The organism is Pseudomonas sp. GW821-FHT09C08 (genome assembly GCF_059418125.1).
Map to the genome: position 1 here is coordinate 1,181,339 of NZ_JBWKPG010000001.1, position 17,826 is coordinate 1,199,164.

The window sequence follows — 17,826 nt, forward strand, 5'->3', positions numbered from 1 at the left end:
ATCAGGCGGGCACGCCGAGGATGATGTGCGACGCCTTGATCACCGCCGTGGCACTCACACCCGGCGCCAGGCCCAGCTCGGCCACCGCATCGCGGGTGACAATCGAGTAGACCTTGGAGCCGCCCGCCAACTCGATCACCACTTCGGCGTTGACCGCGCCATCGTTGACGCTCAGCACCTTGCCTTGCAGGCAGTTGCGCGCCGACAGGCGAATGTCGCTGGACTCGGTCATCAGCATCACCCACGGCGCCTTGATCAGCGCGATGGCTTCCTTACCCACCGCAATGCCCAGGTTACGTACGCTTTCCAGGGTCACCACTGCCACCAGTTGCTCGCCACCCGCCAAGGTCAGCACCACTTCGGCATTCACCGCACCGTCCTGCACCTGGCTGACCTGACCTTTGAACACGTTACGGGCACTGACTTTCATGAGGAGAATCCTTTGTTGACTTATGAGTTAGGAATTGCCGCGCATGATCAAACGTAGCGTTGTGTAATAACAACTATAGCGCCGCAGTCCGGTTCACCTGTGCCTTGAAGCGCTGACGAAAACGCGACAGTTGATAGGCAATCCCCAGCCAGATAAACCACGCGGGCATCACGCACAGCGCCAGGCGCGTGTCCGGGCGCAGCGCCAACAAGCAAAGCACGAACCCCAGGAACCCCAGGGAAAACCATGCCATCGGCACACCACCGGGCATCTTGTAAGTGGATTTGGCATGCAGGTCCGGGCGCTTTTTGCGGTAAGCGATGTAGGACGCGAGGATAGTCGACCAGGTAAAAATCACCAGGATCGCCGACACCGTCGACACAATCGTGAAGGCCGTCATCACCTCCGGCACCACAAACAGCAGCACCAGGCCGAGCAGCATCAACACGGTGCTGAACGCCAGGCTGATAAACGGCACGCTGTGCGTCGACAGTCGCCGAAAGATGCCCGGGGCATCGCCCAGGTCGGCCAGGCCGAAGAGCATGCGACTGGCGGAAAACACCCCGCTGTTGGCCGACGACGCCGCTGAAGTCAGCACCACGAAATTCACGATGCCTGCGGCCGCGGGAAAACCCGCCACCAGGAACAGTTCCACAAACGGGCTTTTGCTCGGCGATACCTGCTGCCAGGACGTCACCGCAATGATGCACGCCAAAGCCAGCACGTAGAACAGGATGATGCGCAACGGAATCGAGTTGATCGCCTTCGGCAAGGTCTTCTCCGGCGCACGGGTTTCGGCGGCTGCGGTGCCGATCAACTCGGTGCCGGCAAAGGAAAAGATCGCCATCTGGAAGCCGGCGAAAAAGCCGAACAGCCCATTCGGAAACGCTGCCTGTCGATCCAGCAAGTGGCCCAGGGAGGCTGTCACACCGGTGGGCGAGACAAACGCACTGGCAATCATCACCACGCTGACACTGATCAGCGTGACCACGGCGATGATCTTGATGATCGCGAACCAGAACTCCACTTCGCCAAACAGCTTGACCGTCAGCACGTTCAGCGCGAACAGCGTCAGCAGCATGCCCACGGCCGGCATCCAGGCGGGCACGTCCGGGAACCAGTACTGGAAAAATCCGCCGACCACCACCGCATCCCCGACCACCGCCACGCTCCAGCTCAGCCAGTACGACCAGCCCAGGAAGAACGCCGAACGCGGGCCCAGGTACGCGCCGGCAAAGTCGGCGAAGCTCTTGAAGTTGAGGTTCGACAGCAGCAGCTCACCCATGGCGCGCATCACGAAATACACGAACAGCCCGATGATCATGTAGATCAGGATGATCGAGGTGCCGGACAGCGCGATGATCTTGCCGGAGCCCATGAACAGGCCGGTGCCGATCGCACCGCCCATCGCCATCAGCTGGATATGGCGGTTGTTCAGGGTGCGTTGCAACGCAGGCTTTTCGTCCAGCCCGGGCGTGGTTGTTTTCATCACAAAACCTCTTGTTATGTTTTTGAGTTTTGGCAGAAAAAAGTCGAGCAGCGAGGGTTGTTGGAATCAGGCGGTCGCGCTTTCGAACCCGTGCAGCACGTTGACGGCGTTGATGCCGATCTCATCGACCATGTAGCCACCCTCCATCACGAACAGCGTCGGCACGCCTACGCTGGCGATGATCTCGCCCATGCCGACGAAGTCCTGGCTGTCGAGCAGGAAGTGGCTGATCGGGTCGTCCTTGAACGTGTCGACGCCGAGGGAGATCACCAGCACCTCGGGGGCGAAGGCGCGCAGTTGGCGGCAGGCGTCGAGCAACGCGACCCGGTAGTTGGCCCACGTGGTGTTTTTCGGCAATGGGTAGTTCAGGTTTAAGCCCTCCCCCGCGCCGGCTCCGCGCTCACTGCTGGCGCCGGAAAAGTACGGGTAGGAGACGGCCGGGTCACCGTGCAGCGAGATGAACAGCACGTCCGGCCGCGAGTAGAAAATGTTCTGCGTGCCGTTGCCGTGGTGGAAGTCCACATCCAGCACCGCCACGCGCTGGGCGCCCTGGGTGATGGCCTGTTGCGCGGCAATCGCGGCGTTGTTGAGGTAGCAATAACCGCCCATGTACTCGCGGGCGGCGTGGTGCCCCGGCGGACGACACAAGGCGAAGGCGCTGTGATGACCTTCATCGATCAGGGCCAGGCCGGTGAGTGCGATGTCAGCGCTGGTTTTCACCGCGTTCCAGGTGGTACGGGTAATCGGCGAGCCGGCGTCCATGGCAAAGAAGCCGAGCTTGCCATCAATGAATTCCGGCACCTTTTGATTGGCCAGGTCACGTACCGGCCATACCAATGGCAGTGCGTCGTGGCTGCGGCCGATGGCGGTCCATTCGGCCCAGGCATGTTCAAGGAACGCCACATAGCGTTCGCTGTGCGCGTTGACGTAGCAGGCCCGATCAAAATGGCGCGGCACGATGATATCGCCCAGCCCGACATGCCGGACGCGGTCACGCACGGTGTCGGCGCGGCTGGGTTGTTCGAATGAGGGCTTTAGCACGCCGTCCTTGAGTTCGGTGCCATGGTGCAAACGATGGTCATCACTAAAAACAGTCAACATTTGTCGGTATCCGCCAGTAAAAGACAGGCTCTATTTTGTTCTGGCAGAGCCGGGCTTTCTTTGCTTTTACTTGCGCCGCTGTTAGGTTTATCGGGAATTTTTACCTCTTCGGCTGCTCATCATGAAAAATAAAACCAAACAGGTCGCTCTCGACGACACTGATCTCGCCATCCTCGCCCTCTTGCAGGAGGACGCGAGTATTTCCAACGCGCAACTGAGTGAACGCCTGTCGCTGAGCCTCACGCCCTGCTGGCGGCGCCGCAAACGCCTGGAAGAGGAAGGCGTGATCAAGGACTACCAGGCCAACCTCGACCGCAAGATGCTCGGGCTCGACATCCTGGCGTTTGTGCATGTGCGCTTCGCGATCCATACCGACCATGCGCCGGACGCCTTCGAGGCGGTGGTCAGAGACCTGCCCCAAGTGCTGTCGTGCCACAAGATCACCGGCGATGCCGATTACCTGTTGCAGGTGCTCGCCGAGGATCTCGACAGCTACAGCGAGTTCGTCGAAAGCGTTTTGCGCCGACAATTGGGGATTGCGTCGATCCAATCGAGCCTGGCGCTGAGGGAGGTCAAGGCAACCAGCCGAGTGGCGATCACGCGACGCGATTGACACCTCGCCCCAAAGGTCACTGCTGCAGTGCATAGCCAAATGCCATCCACTGCAGATGTGAAAAATTCGTTAACTAATTCTCCCCAATGGCTTTTTTGCGACAGAACCTTCTGGCACACTGATACGAATAATTATCATCATCTTTATTATTCGCCATGGAGGGCGCTCGGGGAGAGTCAGCTTCATGTCTGTGCAACAACACGGCGGTAACGGTTTTTCATTCAACCTGATGGCCCTGGCGGTCTGCCTGGCCAGCTCCCAAGCGGTCTTTGCCGCCGACACCGAAGCGCCAGCGGCCACGCTCGAGCTGGGTGCCACGCAAATCTCCGGTGACAGCCAGCTCGGCGAAACCACTGAAGGCACGCAGTCCTACACCACCGGCGCGATGAAAACCGCGACCAAGCTGCCATTGACCATGCGTGAAACGCCGCAGGCCGTCACCGTCATCACCCGCCAGCGCATGGACGACCAGGCCATGACCAGCATCAACGACGTGGTCAACGCCACGCCGGGGTTGTTCCTCAATTACTCCAGCGGCCCTGGCCGGCAGTCCTACACCTCACGCGGTTTCGACATCGACAACCTGATGTACGACGGCATCCCGAGTGGCTACAACGGCGTTAGCGTGGGTGCCCAGCCGAACCTGGCGATGTTCGATCGCGTCGAGGTCGTGCGCGGTGCCACCGGCCTGGTGACCGGCGCAGGCAACCCTTCGGCCGCCATCAACCTGATCCGCAAGCGCCCGCTGGATGAGCAGAAAGTCACCCTCACCGGTGCCGCCGGCAGTTGGGACGACTACCGTGGCGAACTTGACGCCTCCAGCCCACTGAATGACAGCGGCACCCTGCGTGGCCGGGTCGTCACCTCCTACCGCGACGCCAACAGCTTCATCGACAAGGTCGAGGAAGATCACGGCCTGTTCTATGCCGTCACCGAAGCCGACCTCAGCGAAGACACCACCCTGACCCTGGGTTTCTCCAACCAGAAGGACAAGACCAACTACTTCTGGGGTTCCTCGATGATCGGCCAGGACGGCCACCACCTGAACCTGCCGCGCTCCTACAACCCCGGCACCGAATGGGAAAACAAGGACCAGGAAATCAACACGGTCTTCGCCGAACTGCGCCAGCGCCTGGCCAATGACTGGAACCTGCAGGTCAACGCCAACTACGCCCAGCAGAACGCATTGTTCTCCGGTTCCTACCAGTCGCGCTGGGTCAACAACACACCGGCCCGGACGGTCTACCAGGCCGCCTTCGACGAGGACCAGGCCGGCGTCGACGCCTTTGCCAGCGGGCCTTTCCAGGCCTTCGGACGCACCCACGAACTGGTGGTGGGGGCCAGCAAGCGGGTCTACGACCTGACCACCCACAACTACAGCCCGTACGACACCAACTGGCCGCTCACGGCCGGCAAGCCGGACTTTGTGCACACCAACAACGACCACGAAGTCACCACCCAGGACGGCGTCTACGTGACCACCCGCCTGAGCCTGGCCGACCCGCTGAAGCTGATCCTCGGCGCGCGCCTGGACTGGTACGACTACAACAACCGTGATGGCGACGGCGACTACCATGTCACCCGCAACCTGACCCGCTACGCCGGCTTGATCTACGAGCTGGACGACCATCACTCGGTCTATGTCAGCTACAGCGACATCTTCACGCCGCAGAGCGAAAAAGACACCGCGGGCACGCCGGTCAAGCCGATCGTCGGCAAGAACTATGAAGTCGGCATCAAGGGCGAATACCTCGGCGGTGCGCTGAATGCGAGCCTTGCGCTGTTCAACGTCGACCAGGAAAACCGCGCCGTCCAGATCTTCCCGCAAACCTGCCCACAGGCCACGTGCTACGAAGCCTCGGGCGAGATTCGCAGCCAGGGTATCGACGTCGAGTTGCAAGGCGCCCTGACCGAGAACTGGCAGGTCGGCGGGGGCTACACCTACGCGCGGACCCACACCATCAAGGACGACGCCAACCCGCAGAAAGTGAACAAGCAGTTCGACACCGACACCCCGGAGCAGCTGTTCAAACTGACCACCCGCTACAACTTCCAGGGCCCGCTGGAAAAACTCCGGGTCGGCGGCAACATTTCCTGGCAGAGCCGCATGTACAACGACGTGCCGCTCAATGACGGTGGCAACTACCGCCTCAAACAGGGCGCCTACGCGGTCACCGACCTGATGGCCGGCTATAAGGTCAACGAGCACTTGGACCTGCAGCTCAACGCCAACAACATCTTCGACCGCCGCTACTATTCGTCCATCGCCAACTCGGTGAGCTACGGCGGCGACGCCTACGGCACCCCGCGCAACATGATGATGACGGCCAAGTACAGCTTCTGATCCAGGCTGGACGCCCACGGCGTGCCCCAATAGGCCTTGTGGATCACGCTGCTCGCCGCGCTTAAAGTCCCCCACAGGGATGCCGATAAACTCTTGGCATCCCTGATCCTGCACAAATCCTGATACCTGCTTTGCTCTACCTGCGGGCCCACGTGGCACGCCGCATGCTTTGTTCCTGGCCAGTCCACATGGAGTAAGAGTGAATGCCCGTCCGCACGCGTTTCCTGGAGCACTACCGCAAGGCCGACCGCATCATGCTGGCGTTGATCTGGCTGATGTTCCTGTTCTCGCTGGGCCTGGCGTTCTGGCACGACACCCTGCTGCAGGCGGTGATCGTGGGCGGTGGCACCAGCGTGGTGCTCACTGCGCTGTATCGCGCCTTTGGCGGCCGCCGCGCCATGCGTTGCGCGCTCGGGGCCGGACTGATGGTGATGGCCGCGCTGCACATCAACCAGGCGCAGGGCGTGATCGAATCCCACTTCGGCATCTTCGCGCTGTTGGCAGTGCTGACGTTTTACCGCGATTGGCTGCCGATCCTGATCGCGGCGCTGACCATCGCAGTGCACCACGTGGTCTTCCATGCGCTGCAGCATCAGGGTTTCCCGGTGTTCGTGATGGAGCATCACGGCGGCTGGGGCATGGTGTTCGTCCACGCCTTCTACGTGGTGATGGAAACCATCGCCCTGCTCTACCTGGCCGTGCACAGCCAGGCCGAAGCTGTCGAAAGCCAGGAAATGCTCGAGAAAATGCTCGCCGTCACCTCCCAATTCACCGTGGCAACCGCCCAGGGTGAAGGCAAGGTGCACGTGTCCCTCACCCAGCGTTTCGACCACTTCCTGCAGCAGATCACCCATCTGATCGACGGCGTCGCCCGCGACTCCCACGGCCTCGGCCAACTCGGCCAGGCCCTCGCGAGTACCAGCGGCACCCTGGAAAAAGGCGCGCGGCACCAACTGGCCGAAATCAGCCAGATGACCGGCTCGATGCAACGCATGGAAGACGCCATGGGCCACATCGCGGTGCACGTCGAGCACGCGGTGGAACACGCCGGCAAGGCCAGCCAACAGATCATTCGCGGCCAGGAAAGCGTCGGCCGCGCCCAGCAGGAAATCACCCAGTTGGCCTCGCGCCTCAGCGGTGCCAACCAGACCGTGGAAGGCCTGGCGGTGCAAGCCGAGCAGATCGGCACGGTGCTGGAGGTGATCAACAGCATCGCCAACCAGACCAACCTCCTGGCCCTCAACGCCGCCATCGAGGCAGCCCGCGCGGGCGAGCAAGGCCGTGGTTTTGCCGTGGTCGCCGACGAAGTCCGCAGCCTGGCGCAACGCACCGCCGTCTCCACCCAGGAGATCAAAACCATCATCGAAAGCCTGCAACAAGGCAGCCGCGAAGCCGTCGAGGCCATGCACGACAGCCGGCAGGGTGTGGAGCGCTGCGTACAAGACAGCCAGGTCGCCGTGCAAATGCTGCAGGCGGTCGGCCTCGACATCGCGCAGATCGACCAGCTCAACGGCCACATCGTCAGCACCACCCGCGAGCAGACCTCGGCGAACCTGGAGATAGTCGGGCGATTGCAGGCCGTGCAGAGCATTGCGCAGAGCACCGCCAATGACGTGGAAACCCTGGCGCGCAGCAGCGAGCAGTTGCCACCGATTGCGGTGCGGCTGGACGCGCTGGGGCGCAAATTTCACGCTTGAGGCCCGAGCGCTCATGAACCCCAGCGTTGCCCGCGTAATCGATAGGGTCCAGGCATCAACGGATACGTTACACTCGCCGCCCTAAATATCTGCCAGGGAGGCGACCATGAGCGTTCGCGGTAAAGACCGACAAATCGACAATATCGAGTTCAACGTCGGTGACATTGCACGCAGCAAAGCCTTTTACGGTGGCGCATTCGGCTGGACATTCGTCGACTACGGCCCCACCTATACCGAGTTCACCGACGGCCGCCTCACGGGTGGCTTCACCACCGGCGAACCGGTTCGACCGGGTGGTCCCTTGATCATCCTGTATGCGGACAACCTCGCTGAGACACAACAGCGGCTGCACACCCTCGGCGCGGTCATCACCCGCCAGACCTTCGCCTTCCCCGGCGGCAGCAGGTTCCACTTCACCGACCCCGACGGCTATGAACTGGCCGTATGGACGGCACACGAGTAAGCCTGCCGCGTCCCTTCATCGATCATCGACTGTACTTTCTGACATGGATTCAGGTTTTTTCATGCGCAAAATTGCCCTGCCGTTTTTGACCCTGCTGTGCCTTCAAGGCTGCGCCGAAATGCCGGCCTACTCGAATGTGGATTCCAGTGAACCGCGCGATGAGTCTCGCTACACCATCGTCGAAACCGACACCTACGCGGGAAGGCCCAACCGCAGCTTCCTGGACCTGCAGCCGGACCTGAACATCATCCGGGTCAACGATAAAAAGGTCGGCAATATTCCGTTCTCGACCTACTACTACAAAAATGACTCACCGCAACGCGCCGTGCTGATACCGGGCAGCTACACAATTCAACTGGAGTACCGGCTGCCGCGGTACTTCATGTTTGCGGACTTGGAATTCGAGGGAAAACCCGGGCAGAAGATCATCGCGCGCTCGCAGTACATTGGACTGAATCGGCTGAAGATCTGGCTGGAGGATTCGGCGACCGGGGAAGAGGTGAGCAAGGGCATGCACTAAGGCTCCAGGCCCCCGAAAGGATCGAGCATTGCCAGGCTATTTCGGACGTTATCAGCGAGCGCGCATGCCTGCAGCGCCATGCGTCACACCGGGTGCTCACGGCGTGGCGCTGGTGATCGCCTTGCGAGCAACGCGCTCCCAGGCCCGCACGGCTGAGGTGGCTGCCGCTGGAAACTCAATCGTGCGTTAATCAGGAGCCAGGCGCAGCGACAACGCCTCAATGACCTGCGCCACCAGGCTGTCGGTGCTGTGGGTCCCGTCAACCTGCAGCACCGCAGCGCTTTGACTGGCCAGCCATCGCGCGTGCCAGGCTCGATTGCGGCCGCCAAAGTGCGGATCGTCGTACTGCGAGGCCCATTCGCGAAAGGCCACATGGATCGCGTGCATGTCGCCGCCGGGTGCGATTCGGTCGCCAAAGCGTTGCTGTTCACGCGCGGCCAGGCGTTGAAGGCGGACTGGCGTTGCAGTGTCCACGAAGACGATCAGCTCGACCTGGGTGATCAATTCGTCGCCCCAGTTCATACACGAGCCCGTCAGCACCCAGTCTTCGTCGCCGAGTCTTTGCTGCATCAATGACACGCGCTCAGGCGCGGCACGCTTGGTGGTGAACGGTGGGTCCGTGGGCATCCAGTAAAAATCATCGACATCGACATGGAGCACGCCCAGCCGCGCTGCGAGGTTCTGGCCCAGCGTGGTCACGCCCGCGCACGAGGCACCGGTGATGTAAACGCGCATTTTTCCTCCCTGGAGACACATCGATTTCGAGGCCCGCACGATAGCCTAAATCCACCCTGATTGAATAAAACGACATCCTTGCACCTTCGCGACAAACACGTTACAAAGCCCCATCAAGTTGTACGACGTCCTAACAATAAATCGCCATCCCCGATGACGGCGCCCACTGTTCGAGCCCCTATCATGACTGCGCCTGCCCCCATTCAAACCACGCCTGCCCTGTTCTCGCGGCACATCGCCGTGTTGATTCTGCTCTGTATGGGCTGCGCCTTTGCCGGCAACCACATTGCCGCTCGCGTGGCGTTTGATGATGGGGCCGGCGTGCTGCTGGCGATTCTGATGCGCTCGGGCGGTACCTTGTTGGTACTCGCCGTGCTGGTGCTATGGCAACGCCAAAGCCTGCGCCTGCCGCCCGGTGCATGGCGCTGGCAAGTGCTGCTGGGCCTGCTCATCGCTACTCAAAGCCTGTGCCTGTACTCGGCCGTAGCCCGCGTGCCGGTCGCGCTGGCGTTACTGGTGGCGAATGTCTTTCCGATTTTGCTCGCGCTGCTCACCTGGGCATTCGGCGGCCCGCGCCCCACTGCTCGCACCGCACTGCTGATGGGTTTGATCCTGGTGGGCCTGGTGTTCGTGCTGGACGTGCCCGGGCGCCTCTCAGCCAGCGCAGAGATCGGCCCGCAATGGCTGCTCGGCGTCACCCTGGCGTTCTGCGCCGCCTTTGTGTTCGCCTGCGCCCTGTGGATCACCGACCACAAGTTGTCGCAGGTACGCGGTTCCGTGCGCAGCCTGCTGACGATCTTCATCGTGTTCAGTAGCGTCAACCTTGCCGGCGTCAGTGGTGCCCTCGCCGACGGCCTGAACCTTCCGGCAACCAGCACCGGCTGGCTGGCACTCGCCACACTGGTCGTGCTCTACGGCACGGGCTTCATCGTGTTGTTCATTTCGGTGCCGCGCCTGGATATGCCGCGAAACGCGCCGGTGATGAACATCGAGCCGCTGGCGACGCTGCTGATGGGCTGGATCGTGCTCGATCAAATGCTCAGCGCGGGGCAGATCGCCGGTGGCGTCATCGTGGTAACCGGGATTGTGCTGCTGACGTATCGCAAGTCTGCGCAGCCTGTCGCCAAGGCCGCGTAAGGCTTGATGCAGGCCTGAACGGCGTGTGTTGTCAGATCGACACAGGCCGTATTTTTCGTCACGCCTGCGCGTCAACATCATCCAGCTTCGCCCATCGATAGTCCCCTCGCTGCACCTGGCCCAATTCCTGCGTTCTCCTCCCCCGACACGTCGCTGTTGACTACGCGGACGACTCTTTTGAGCCCCGCCGCGCAAGCCCCTCCCCCGATAATCAAGCATCCCCGATCCCATCACGAGGCCTTCCCCCATGACGAGCCCCTCCACCGAACAGGTCAGCCCTCACACCCTGCGAAAGGTCATCATCGCCGCCGGTATCGGTAACTTCGTCGAGTGGTTCGACTTCGCCGTCTACGGCTTCCTCGCCACCACCATCGCGCAACAATTCTTCCCCAGCGGCGACACCAGCGCCGCGCTGCTCAAGACCTTCGCGGTATTCGCCGTGGCGTTCGCTTTCCGGCCCCTGGGCGGGGTGTTCTTCGGCATGCTCGGCGACCGCATCGGGCGCAAACGCACGCTGGCCATGACGATCCTGCTGATGGCCGGTGCCACCACCTTGATCGGCCTGCTCCCGACTTACGCCGCCATCGGCGTTGCAGCGCCGATTCTGCTGTCGCTGATCCGCTGCGCCCAGGGTTTCTCCGCTGGCGGCGAATACGCCGGGGCCTGCGCCTACCTGATGGAACACGCGCCCAGTGACAAGCGCGCCTGGTACGGCAGCTTCGTGCCGGTGTCGACGTTTTCCGCGTTCGCTGCCGCCGCCGTGGTGGCGTACGCCCTGGAGGCGTCGTTGTCCGCCGAAGCGATGGGCAGTTGGGGCTGGCGCCTGCCGTTCCTGATCGCGGCGCCGCTGGGGCTGGTCGGGCTTTACCTGCGCTGGAAGCTGGATGAGACGCCCGCCTTCCAGGCCGTCAAGCAGGAGCATGCGGTAGCCCACTCCCCGCTCAAGGAAACCTTGCGCAACCATGGTGCGGCTATCTGCTGCCTGGGCGCTTTTGTGTCACTCACGGCGCTGTCGTTTTATATGTTCACCACCTACTTCGCGACGTATCTGCAAGTGGCCGGCGGACTGAGTCGGGCGATGGCGTTGCTGGTGTCGCTGATTGCGCTGATTTTCGCCGCGGCGATTTGCCCGCTGGCCGGGCTGTACTCGGACCGGGTGGGACGCCGGGTCACGGTGATGACCGCCTGTGCGCTGTTGATCGTGGTGGTGTATCCGTCGTTCCTGATGGCCAGCTCCGGCTCGTTCGCAGCCTCGGTGGTCGGGGTGATGTTGCTCGCGGTCGGCGCCGTGCTGTGCGGCGTGGTCACCGCCGCCTTGCTCTCGGAGACCTTCCCGACCCGCACGCGCTACACCGCTTCGGCGATCACCTACAACATGGCGTACACGATCTTCGGCGGTACCGCGCCGTTGATGGCGACCTGGCTGATCAGCACCACCGGCAGCAACCTGTCACCGGCGTTTTACCTGATAGCCGTGGCATTGCTCGCGCTGGCCGGCGGACTGGCACTGCCGGAGACCTCGCGGATTTCCCTGCATGATGTAGGCCCACAGGAAAAAGCCCCCGCGCCGCTGCTCTCGCGCTAAGCCAACCCCAACCCCACAGACAACCCCAATCCCCTGTAGGAGTTGTCGAGCCCCAGCGAGGCTGCGAAGAGGCCCTGTCAGCCGATGAAGATGTCGACTGTGAGTCCGCCTTCGCAGCCTCGCCGGGGCTCGACAACTCCCACAGGGGGCTTGCGTTTTATCAGCAGACTATCCCGCCAAATGAGAAAAATCCCAGGCCCCGCCCCACCATCAAGCCAACCCCAACCCCACAAACAACCCCAATCCCCTGTGGGAGTTGTCGAGCCCCAGCGAGGCTGCGAAGAGGCCCTCTCAGGCACTGAAGATATCAACTCTAAGCCCACCCACCCCATCATGAGGAGGGCTAACGCTTCAGTGAAATCAATTCATTATCTCTAACTCTAACCCCCGGCCTAAACTACACCTCTAAGACAGATCATATAAAGACTACTGAGCCAAAACCAACAGGCCGGCGGAATAGCACTCATCAGTGCACTTCATGTCGTCGGGTTTTATCTCAGGCATCAGGGTGTCAGATCAAAATGAACAACGAGTTTACATTTACGCTTAAGCGCCTTCGCTTCGACGAGCACTATCACCCCTCGGAAAATACACGCATCACCACTAATTTCGCCAACTTGGCCCGGGGCCAGAGTCGTCAAGAGAACCTGCGCAATACACTAAGGATGATTGACAATCGCTTCAATGCCCTGGCGCACTGGGACAATCCCAAAGGCGATCGTTACACCGTTGAACTTGAAATCATCTCGGTTGAAATGGGCATTGATGTCGAACACAGTGGCCGTGCCATTCCGCTGATTGAAGTATTGAAAACCACCATCGTCGACCTGAACACCAACGAGCGCATCGACGGCATCGTAGGCAACAACTTCTCCTCCTACGTGCGCGACTATGATTTCAGCGTGGTGCTGCTGGACCACAACAAGCATCAGCCCACCTTTGGCACGCCAGAGAATTTCGGAGACTTGCACGGCAAGCTCTTCAAGCATTTCGTGAATTCCAGCACCTACCAGGACAACTTCAATAAGCCGCCGGTGATATGCCTGAGCGTTTCAAACACCAAGACTTATCATCGAACTGAAAACCAGCACCCGGTACTTGGGGTTGAATACCAGCAAGATGAACACTCCTTGACCGATGACTATTTCAGGAAGATGGGTTTAAAAGTCCGTTATTTCATGCCATCAAACAGTGTTGCGCCGTTGGCGTTTTATTTCTCCGGCGACCTGCTGGGTGATTACACCAACCTTGAACTTATCAGCACTATCAGCACGATGGACACGTTCCAGAAGATTTACCGGCCCGAGATCTACAACGCGAACTCTGCTGCCGGAAAGTCCTATCAACCGAGCTTGAAGCACCAGGACTACTCCTTGACGCGCATTGTTTATGACCGTGAGGAACGTAGCCGCCTGGCGATTGAGCAGGGCCAGTTTGTTGAAGAGAACTTCATCAAACCGTACCACGCCATTCTTGAACAATGGTCCGCCAACTGCGCGCTTTGACTCAGCCAATACAAGGTTATCCCGAATGAAAAAATTGTTACCCACCTCCACGGCTGGCAGCTTGCCGAAACCCTCCTGGCTCGCACAACCGGAGACACTGTGGTCACCCTGGAAGCTGCAGGATGAGGCATTGATCGAGGGCAAGCAGGATGCGTTGCGTTTGGCGCTGCAAGAGCAACAACACGCCGGCATTGACATCGTCAGTGACGGTGAGCAAACACGCCAACATTTCGTCACGACGTTCATCGAGCACCTCAGCGGCGTAGATTTCGAGAAACGCGAGACGGTCAGGATTCGTGATCGTTATGACGCGAGCGTGCCGACAGTGGTGGGCGCGGTGAGCCGCCAAAAGCCGGTGTTTGTTGAAGATGCCAAGTTTCTGCGTCAGCAGACCCAGCAACCGATCAAGTGGGCGTTGCCAGGCCCGATGACCATGATCGATACGCTTTATGACAACCACTACAAGAGTCGCGAAAAACTCGCGTGGGAATTCGCCAAAATCCTCAATCAGGAAGCCAGGGAGCTGGAAGCGGCTGGCGTCGACATTATTCAATTCGACGAGCCCGCTTTTAACGTTTTCTTTGACGAAGTCAACGATTGGGGAGTGGCAACCCTGGAAAGGGCAATCGAAGGCCTCAAGTGCGAAACCGCTGTGCATATTTGCTATGGCTACGGCATCAAGGCCAATACCGATTGGAAAAAGACCCTGGGCTCGGAATGGCGTCAATATGAAGAGGCCTTCCCCAAGCTGCAAAAATCCAGCATCGACATCATCTCGCTGGAATGTCACAACTCTCATGTCCCGATGGAGTTGATTGAACTCATCCGGGGTAAAAAGGTGATGGTTGGCGCCATCGACGTGGCAACCGACACCATCGAGACACCCGAGGAAGTCGCCAACACCCTGCGCAAAGCCCTGCAGTTTGTCGATGCCGACAAGCTCTATCCGTGCACCAACTGCGGCATGGCGCCCCTACCGCGTCGCGTAGCGAGAGGCAAACTGAACGCGCTCAGTGCAGGCGCAGAAATCGTTCGACGAGAACTCTTGAACACGTGAGTTCACGGCTCCAGCCATAGGCTGGGTGATCCAGGCCGGTGAAAGTTTCAGGGAGATTCTGAAAAAGACTCCCTGAAGCCTGCAGCCCGCCAAACATCCAGTCGCCCCCAGGCTTTTCTCACCACGATCAAGCTGCCGCCCTTATCCAGGACCTACCATGTCACTCGCCAACATGGCTATCGAGCCATTGAGCTTTCGCGAAGCGCTCGGGCACTACGCATCCGGTATCACCGTGATTACGTCACACGTGGATGGCGAGCCCATTGGCTTCACTTGCCAGTCGTTCTACAGCGTGTCGGTGAGCCCACCGCTGGTGTCTTTCAGCGTGATGTCGAGTTCGGCCAGCTACCCCAGAATCCGCCAGGCGGGCCGGTTCGCCGTGAATATCCTGTCCGGTGAACAAGTCACGATTTCCAACCAGTTCGCTCGCCGCGGCACCGACAAATGGCACGGCGTCGAATGGCAGGCATCGCCGCTGGGCAATCCGCTTCTTGGCGGCAGCCTGCACTGGCTTGATTGCGAAATTCATGCCGAATACGCCGCAGGTGACCACCTGATCGTGATCGGTGAAGTGAAAGCGTTGAACCTGCAAGAGACCGCTGCCACGCAGCCATTGCTGTATTTCAAAGGACAATATTGCAACCTCGCCACGCACACCGAGGTGTGAGTCTCTACGACGGCCGCCCTTGCGCTGGCTCAACCGCACCGACTGCCGTTATCCTCCTTCTCCCCAGACCCGAGAACCGGAGCCGCCATGGACCTCGCCACCCTCGCCCTTTTCCTCCCTGCCTGCTTCGCCCTGAACATGGCGCCTGGCCCGAACAACCTGCTGTCCGTGAGCAACTCCACCCGCTACGGCTACCGCACCTCGTGCCTCGCGGGGATCGGCCGCTTGCTGGCCTTCGCCGGCATGATCGCCCTCGCCTCCGCCGGCCTTGCGGTGGTGCTGCAAACCTCAGAGTTGTTGTTCTACGCGATCAAGATCGTGGGCGCGGCGTATCTGTTCTACCTGGCGTTTCAGCTGTGGCGGGCGAATCCCGAGGCAGAGGCGCAATCGACCGCGGCCAAGGTGGGATTGTGGGCGTTGGCGCGCCAGGAGTTTCTGGTCGCGGCCGGTAATCCGAAGGCAATTTTGATCTTCACCGCGTTCCTCCCGCAGTTCGTGGTGCCGGGGCAGCCGATCACGCCGCAATTTGCGCTGCTGGGTGCGTTGTTCCTGATGCTCGAATGGATTGCTATCAGCGCCTACGCCTATATGGGCCTGCATATGCGGCGCTGGTTCGCCGAGCCACGCGGCAAACGGATCTTCAATCGTTGCTGCGCGGGGCTGTTGTCGGCAGCGGCGACGGTGTTGTTGATGGCGCGTCGGGCGTAAGCTTGCTCGCCTCAGCGGATTTCCCAGTCAAGGAGACACTCAATGAAAACCATGGTGGTCGGTGCAAGCAAAGGGTTGGGCAAGGCCCTGATCGAGGGGCTTGGTGAGCCTGGGGACACGCTGATCGGCGTGTCCCGCTCCCATCCCGGACACCTGGAGCAACGGGCCGGCGTGCAGGTGCGCTGGGTCGAGGCCAACCTCGCGGAGCCGGCCAAGGCAGCGCAAGTCATCGCAGACGCAATAGCCGATGACGGCCTGGACACGCTGATCTACAACCTCGGCATCTGGGAGGCACTGGCGTTTGACCCGGCTTACGCGTTCCTGGCTGACGACGATGACCAGTTGGAAGCCATCGTCAATTGCAACATCACCTCGACGATCCTGCTGATCAAGCGGCTGTTGCCGGTGCTGCTGAAGAGCAAAAATCCACGCATCATCCTGACCGGCTCCACTTCCGGCCTGCCGCAAAGTGGCCGGCCTGAGGTTGCCTTCGGAGCTTCCAAGTTCGCCTTGCGCGGTATCGCCGATGCCCTGCGTGAAGGCTATCGCCAGCAACGCCTGGGCGTCACCTGCCTGAACCTCGGCTACCTCAACACCGAAGACCCCTTGAGCACACCGCGTGCGGTGGCCGAGCAACGCGGTGAAGGCCACTCGATTCCCGTGCACGATGTGGTACAGGTGGTGCGCATGACGCTGAGTCTGTCTTCCGCCAGTTTCGTCAAGGACATCACCCTGCCGGCGATTCTGGACGAGCGCTTTTGACCGAGGAGCCTGCACATGACCCGCAACGAACTCGCCGACCTTTACCGAGGCTACATTGACTGCCTCAACCAGCAGGACTGGGATCGCCTGGGCGACTTCGTCCACCCGGACGTGACCTACAACGCCACACGGGTCGGCCTCGACGGTTACCGCGCGATGCTGGAGCGTGACTTCCGCGAAATCCCCGACCTGGTATTTCGCATCCAACTGCTGGTCGCCGACCCGCCCACGGTGGCCAGCCGGCTGAATTTCAACGTCACGCCCAGGGGCGAATTCTTCGGGCTGCCGATCAATGGCCGGCAGGTGAAATTCGATGAAAACGTGTTTTATGAAGTGCTCGACGGCCGGTTTGCGCACGTATGGTCGGTGATCGACAAGGCGGCTATCGAAGCGCAGCTCGGCGTCTAGACTCCATACACCCGTCACCTGTGGAGACCGACCATGAAACGCAAGAACACCCTCTGCCTCTGGTACCACGGCGCCGCCGAGGAGGCTGCCCGCTTCTATGCCAGCACCTTCCCGGACAGCACGGTCGATGCCGTGCACCTGGCACCCGGCGACTACCCTTCCGGCAAGCAGGGTGATGTGCTGACCGTGGAGTTCACGGTGATGGGCATCCCGTGCATCGGTCTGAATGGCGGCCCGATCTTCACGCACTCCGAGGCGTTTTCCTTTCAGGTGGCCACCGATGATCAGGCGGAAACCGACCGGTACTGGAATGCAATCATCGACAACGGCGGCCAGGCCAGCGTCTGTGGTTGGTGCAAGGACAAATGGGGGCTGTCGTGGCAGATCTCGCCAAGGGTATTGACCGCCGCCGTCTCCAATCCGGACCAGAAGATCGCCAAGCGTGCCTTCGACGCGATGATGACCATGACCAAAATCGACATTGCCGCCATTGAAGCCGCCATCAAGGGCTAAGCAACGGCGGGCCTTGGGGTTAGGTCCCTGAGGCCCCGATGCGATAACCTTAAAGATTGACACTCCCCTGCCGTCACCCTTACATCCCCGAA

18 protein-coding genes are annotated in these 17,826 nt (G+C 60.7%); 14 read left to right on the plus strand and 4 right to left on the minus strand.

Annotated elements, in window-relative coordinates:
- Position 1 precedes the first annotated feature (1 nt).
- The 3 genes from AC07OJ_RS04975 to AC07OJ_RS04985 all read right to left on the minus strand — a co-directional run bounded on the left by AC07OJ_RS04975 (position 2) and on the right by AC07OJ_RS04985 (position 3,020).
- Positions 2 to 430: a TOBE domain-containing protein gene (locus AC07OJ_RS04975; RefSeq protein WP_495094105.1), complete on the minus strand. Its 429-nt coding sequence runs from the start codon at positions 428 to 430 to the stop codon at positions 2 to 4.
- Between the two features lie 73 nt (positions 431 to 503).
- Positions 504 to 1,919: an amino acid permease gene (locus tag AC07OJ_RS04980; RefSeq protein WP_495094106.1), complete on the minus strand. Its 1,416-nt coding sequence runs from the start codon at positions 1,917 to 1,919 to the stop codon at positions 504 to 506.
- A 66-nt stretch (positions 1,920 to 1,985) separates the two neighbouring features.
- Entirely contained in the window at positions 1,986 to 3,020 is a 1,035-nt protein-coding gene (locus AC07OJ_RS04985; protein ID WP_495094107.1) for a histone deacetylase family protein, read from the minus strand.
- Positions 3,021 to 3,141: 121 nt separating this feature from the next.
- Between AC07OJ_RS04985 and AC07OJ_RS04990 the strand changes: the two genes are divergently transcribed.
- The 5 genes from AC07OJ_RS04990 to AC07OJ_RS05010 all read left to right on the plus strand — a co-directional run bounded on the left by AC07OJ_RS04990 (position 3,142) and on the right by AC07OJ_RS05010 (position 8,657).
- On the plus strand, positions 3,142 to 3,633 hold the full coding sequence (locus AC07OJ_RS04990; protein ID WP_495094108.1) for an Lrp/AsnC family transcriptional regulator: 492 nt from the start codon (positions 3,142 to 3,144) through the stop codon (positions 3,631 to 3,633).
- Between the two features lie 184 nt (positions 3,634 to 3,817).
- A complete protein-coding gene (locus tag AC07OJ_RS04995) occupies positions 3,818 to 5,977 on the plus strand; it encodes a TonB-dependent siderophore receptor (RefSeq protein ID WP_495094109.1) in 2,160 nt (719 codons plus the stop codon).
- Between the two features lie 203 nt (positions 5,978 to 6,180).
- Complete coding sequence (locus AC07OJ_RS05000) at positions 6,181 to 7,674, plus strand: methyl-accepting chemotaxis protein (protein WP_495094110.1); 1,494 nt, start codon at positions 6,181 to 6,183, stop codon at positions 7,672 to 7,674.
- A 106-nt stretch (positions 7,675 to 7,780) separates the two neighbouring features.
- The gene (locus tag AC07OJ_RS05005) at positions 7,781 to 8,137 is read left to right on the plus strand and encodes a VOC family protein (RefSeq protein ID WP_065908096.1); all 357 of its coding nucleotides are present in this window, start codon (positions 7,781 to 7,783) and stop codon (positions 8,135 to 8,137) included.
- A gap of 61 nt (positions 8,138 to 8,198) precedes the next feature.
- Positions 8,199 to 8,657, plus strand: coding sequence for a hypothetical protein (locus AC07OJ_RS05010; RefSeq protein WP_495094111.1), 459 nt, complete (start codon positions 8,199 to 8,201; stop codon positions 8,655 to 8,657).
- Between the two features lie 186 nt (positions 8,658 to 8,843).
- On the opposite strand, the gene AC07OJ_RS05015 is transcribed toward AC07OJ_RS05010, so the two are convergent.
- Positions 8,844 to 9,392 carry a P-loop NTPase family protein gene (locus AC07OJ_RS05015; protein ID WP_495005060.1) on the minus strand — a complete coding sequence of 183 codons (549 nt, stop codon included), beginning with the start codon at positions 9,390 to 9,392 and terminating at the stop codon, positions 8,844 to 8,846.
- Positions 9,393 to 9,575: 183 nt separating this feature from the next.
- Between AC07OJ_RS05015 and AC07OJ_RS05020 the strand changes: the two genes are divergently transcribed.
- From AC07OJ_RS05020 to AC07OJ_RS05060, 9 genes are all read left to right on the plus strand, one after another.
- Positions 9,576 to 10,529: an EamA family transporter gene (locus AC07OJ_RS05020; protein WP_495094112.1), complete on the plus strand. Its 954-nt coding sequence runs from the start codon at positions 9,576 to 9,578 to the stop codon at positions 10,527 to 10,529.
- Between the two features lie 247 nt (positions 10,530 to 10,776).
- A complete protein-coding gene (locus AC07OJ_RS05025; RefSeq protein ID WP_065908086.1) occupies positions 10,777 to 12,114 on the plus strand; it encodes an MFS transporter in 1,338 nt (445 codons plus the stop codon).
- A 521-nt stretch (positions 12,115 to 12,635) separates the two neighbouring features.
- Positions 12,636 to 13,619 carry a DUF1852 domain-containing protein gene (locus AC07OJ_RS05030; RefSeq protein WP_262135226.1) on the plus strand — a complete coding sequence of 328 codons (984 nt, stop codon included), beginning with the start codon at positions 12,636 to 12,638 and terminating at the stop codon, positions 13,617 to 13,619.
- A 25-nt stretch (positions 13,620 to 13,644) separates the two neighbouring features.
- Complete coding sequence (locus AC07OJ_RS05035; protein ID WP_495094113.1) at positions 13,645 to 14,676, plus strand: methionine synthase; 1,032 nt, start codon at positions 13,645 to 13,647, stop codon at positions 14,674 to 14,676.
- Between the two features lie 157 nt (positions 14,677 to 14,833).
- Complete coding sequence (locus AC07OJ_RS05040) at positions 14,834 to 15,343, plus strand: flavin reductase family protein (protein ID WP_106803690.1); 510 nt, start codon at positions 14,834 to 14,836, stop codon at positions 15,341 to 15,343.
- An 87-nt stretch (positions 15,344 to 15,430) separates the two neighbouring features.
- Entirely contained in the window at positions 15,431 to 16,051 is a 621-nt protein-coding gene (locus tag AC07OJ_RS05045) for a LysE family translocator (RefSeq protein WP_065908079.1), read from the plus strand.
- 42 nt (positions 16,052 to 16,093) lie between these two features.
- Positions 16,094 to 16,813 (plus strand): SDR family NAD(P)-dependent oxidoreductase, encoded by a 720-nt coding sequence (locus tag AC07OJ_RS05050; RefSeq protein ID WP_065908077.1) that lies wholly within the window; start codon positions 16,094 to 16,096, stop codon positions 16,811 to 16,813.
- Between the two features lie 15 nt (positions 16,814 to 16,828).
- Positions 16,829 to 17,221 carry an ester cyclase gene (locus AC07OJ_RS05055; protein WP_106803689.1) on the plus strand — a complete coding sequence of 131 codons (393 nt, stop codon included), beginning with the start codon at positions 16,829 to 16,831 and terminating at the stop codon, positions 17,219 to 17,221.
- Between the two features lie 33 nt (positions 17,222 to 17,254).
- Positions 17,255 to 17,734 carry a VOC family protein gene (locus tag AC07OJ_RS05060; RefSeq protein WP_213553048.1) on the plus strand — a complete coding sequence of 160 codons (480 nt, stop codon included), beginning with the start codon at positions 17,255 to 17,257 and terminating at the stop codon, positions 17,732 to 17,734.
- The last annotated feature ends 92 nt before the right edge of the window (positions 17,735 to 17,826 follow it).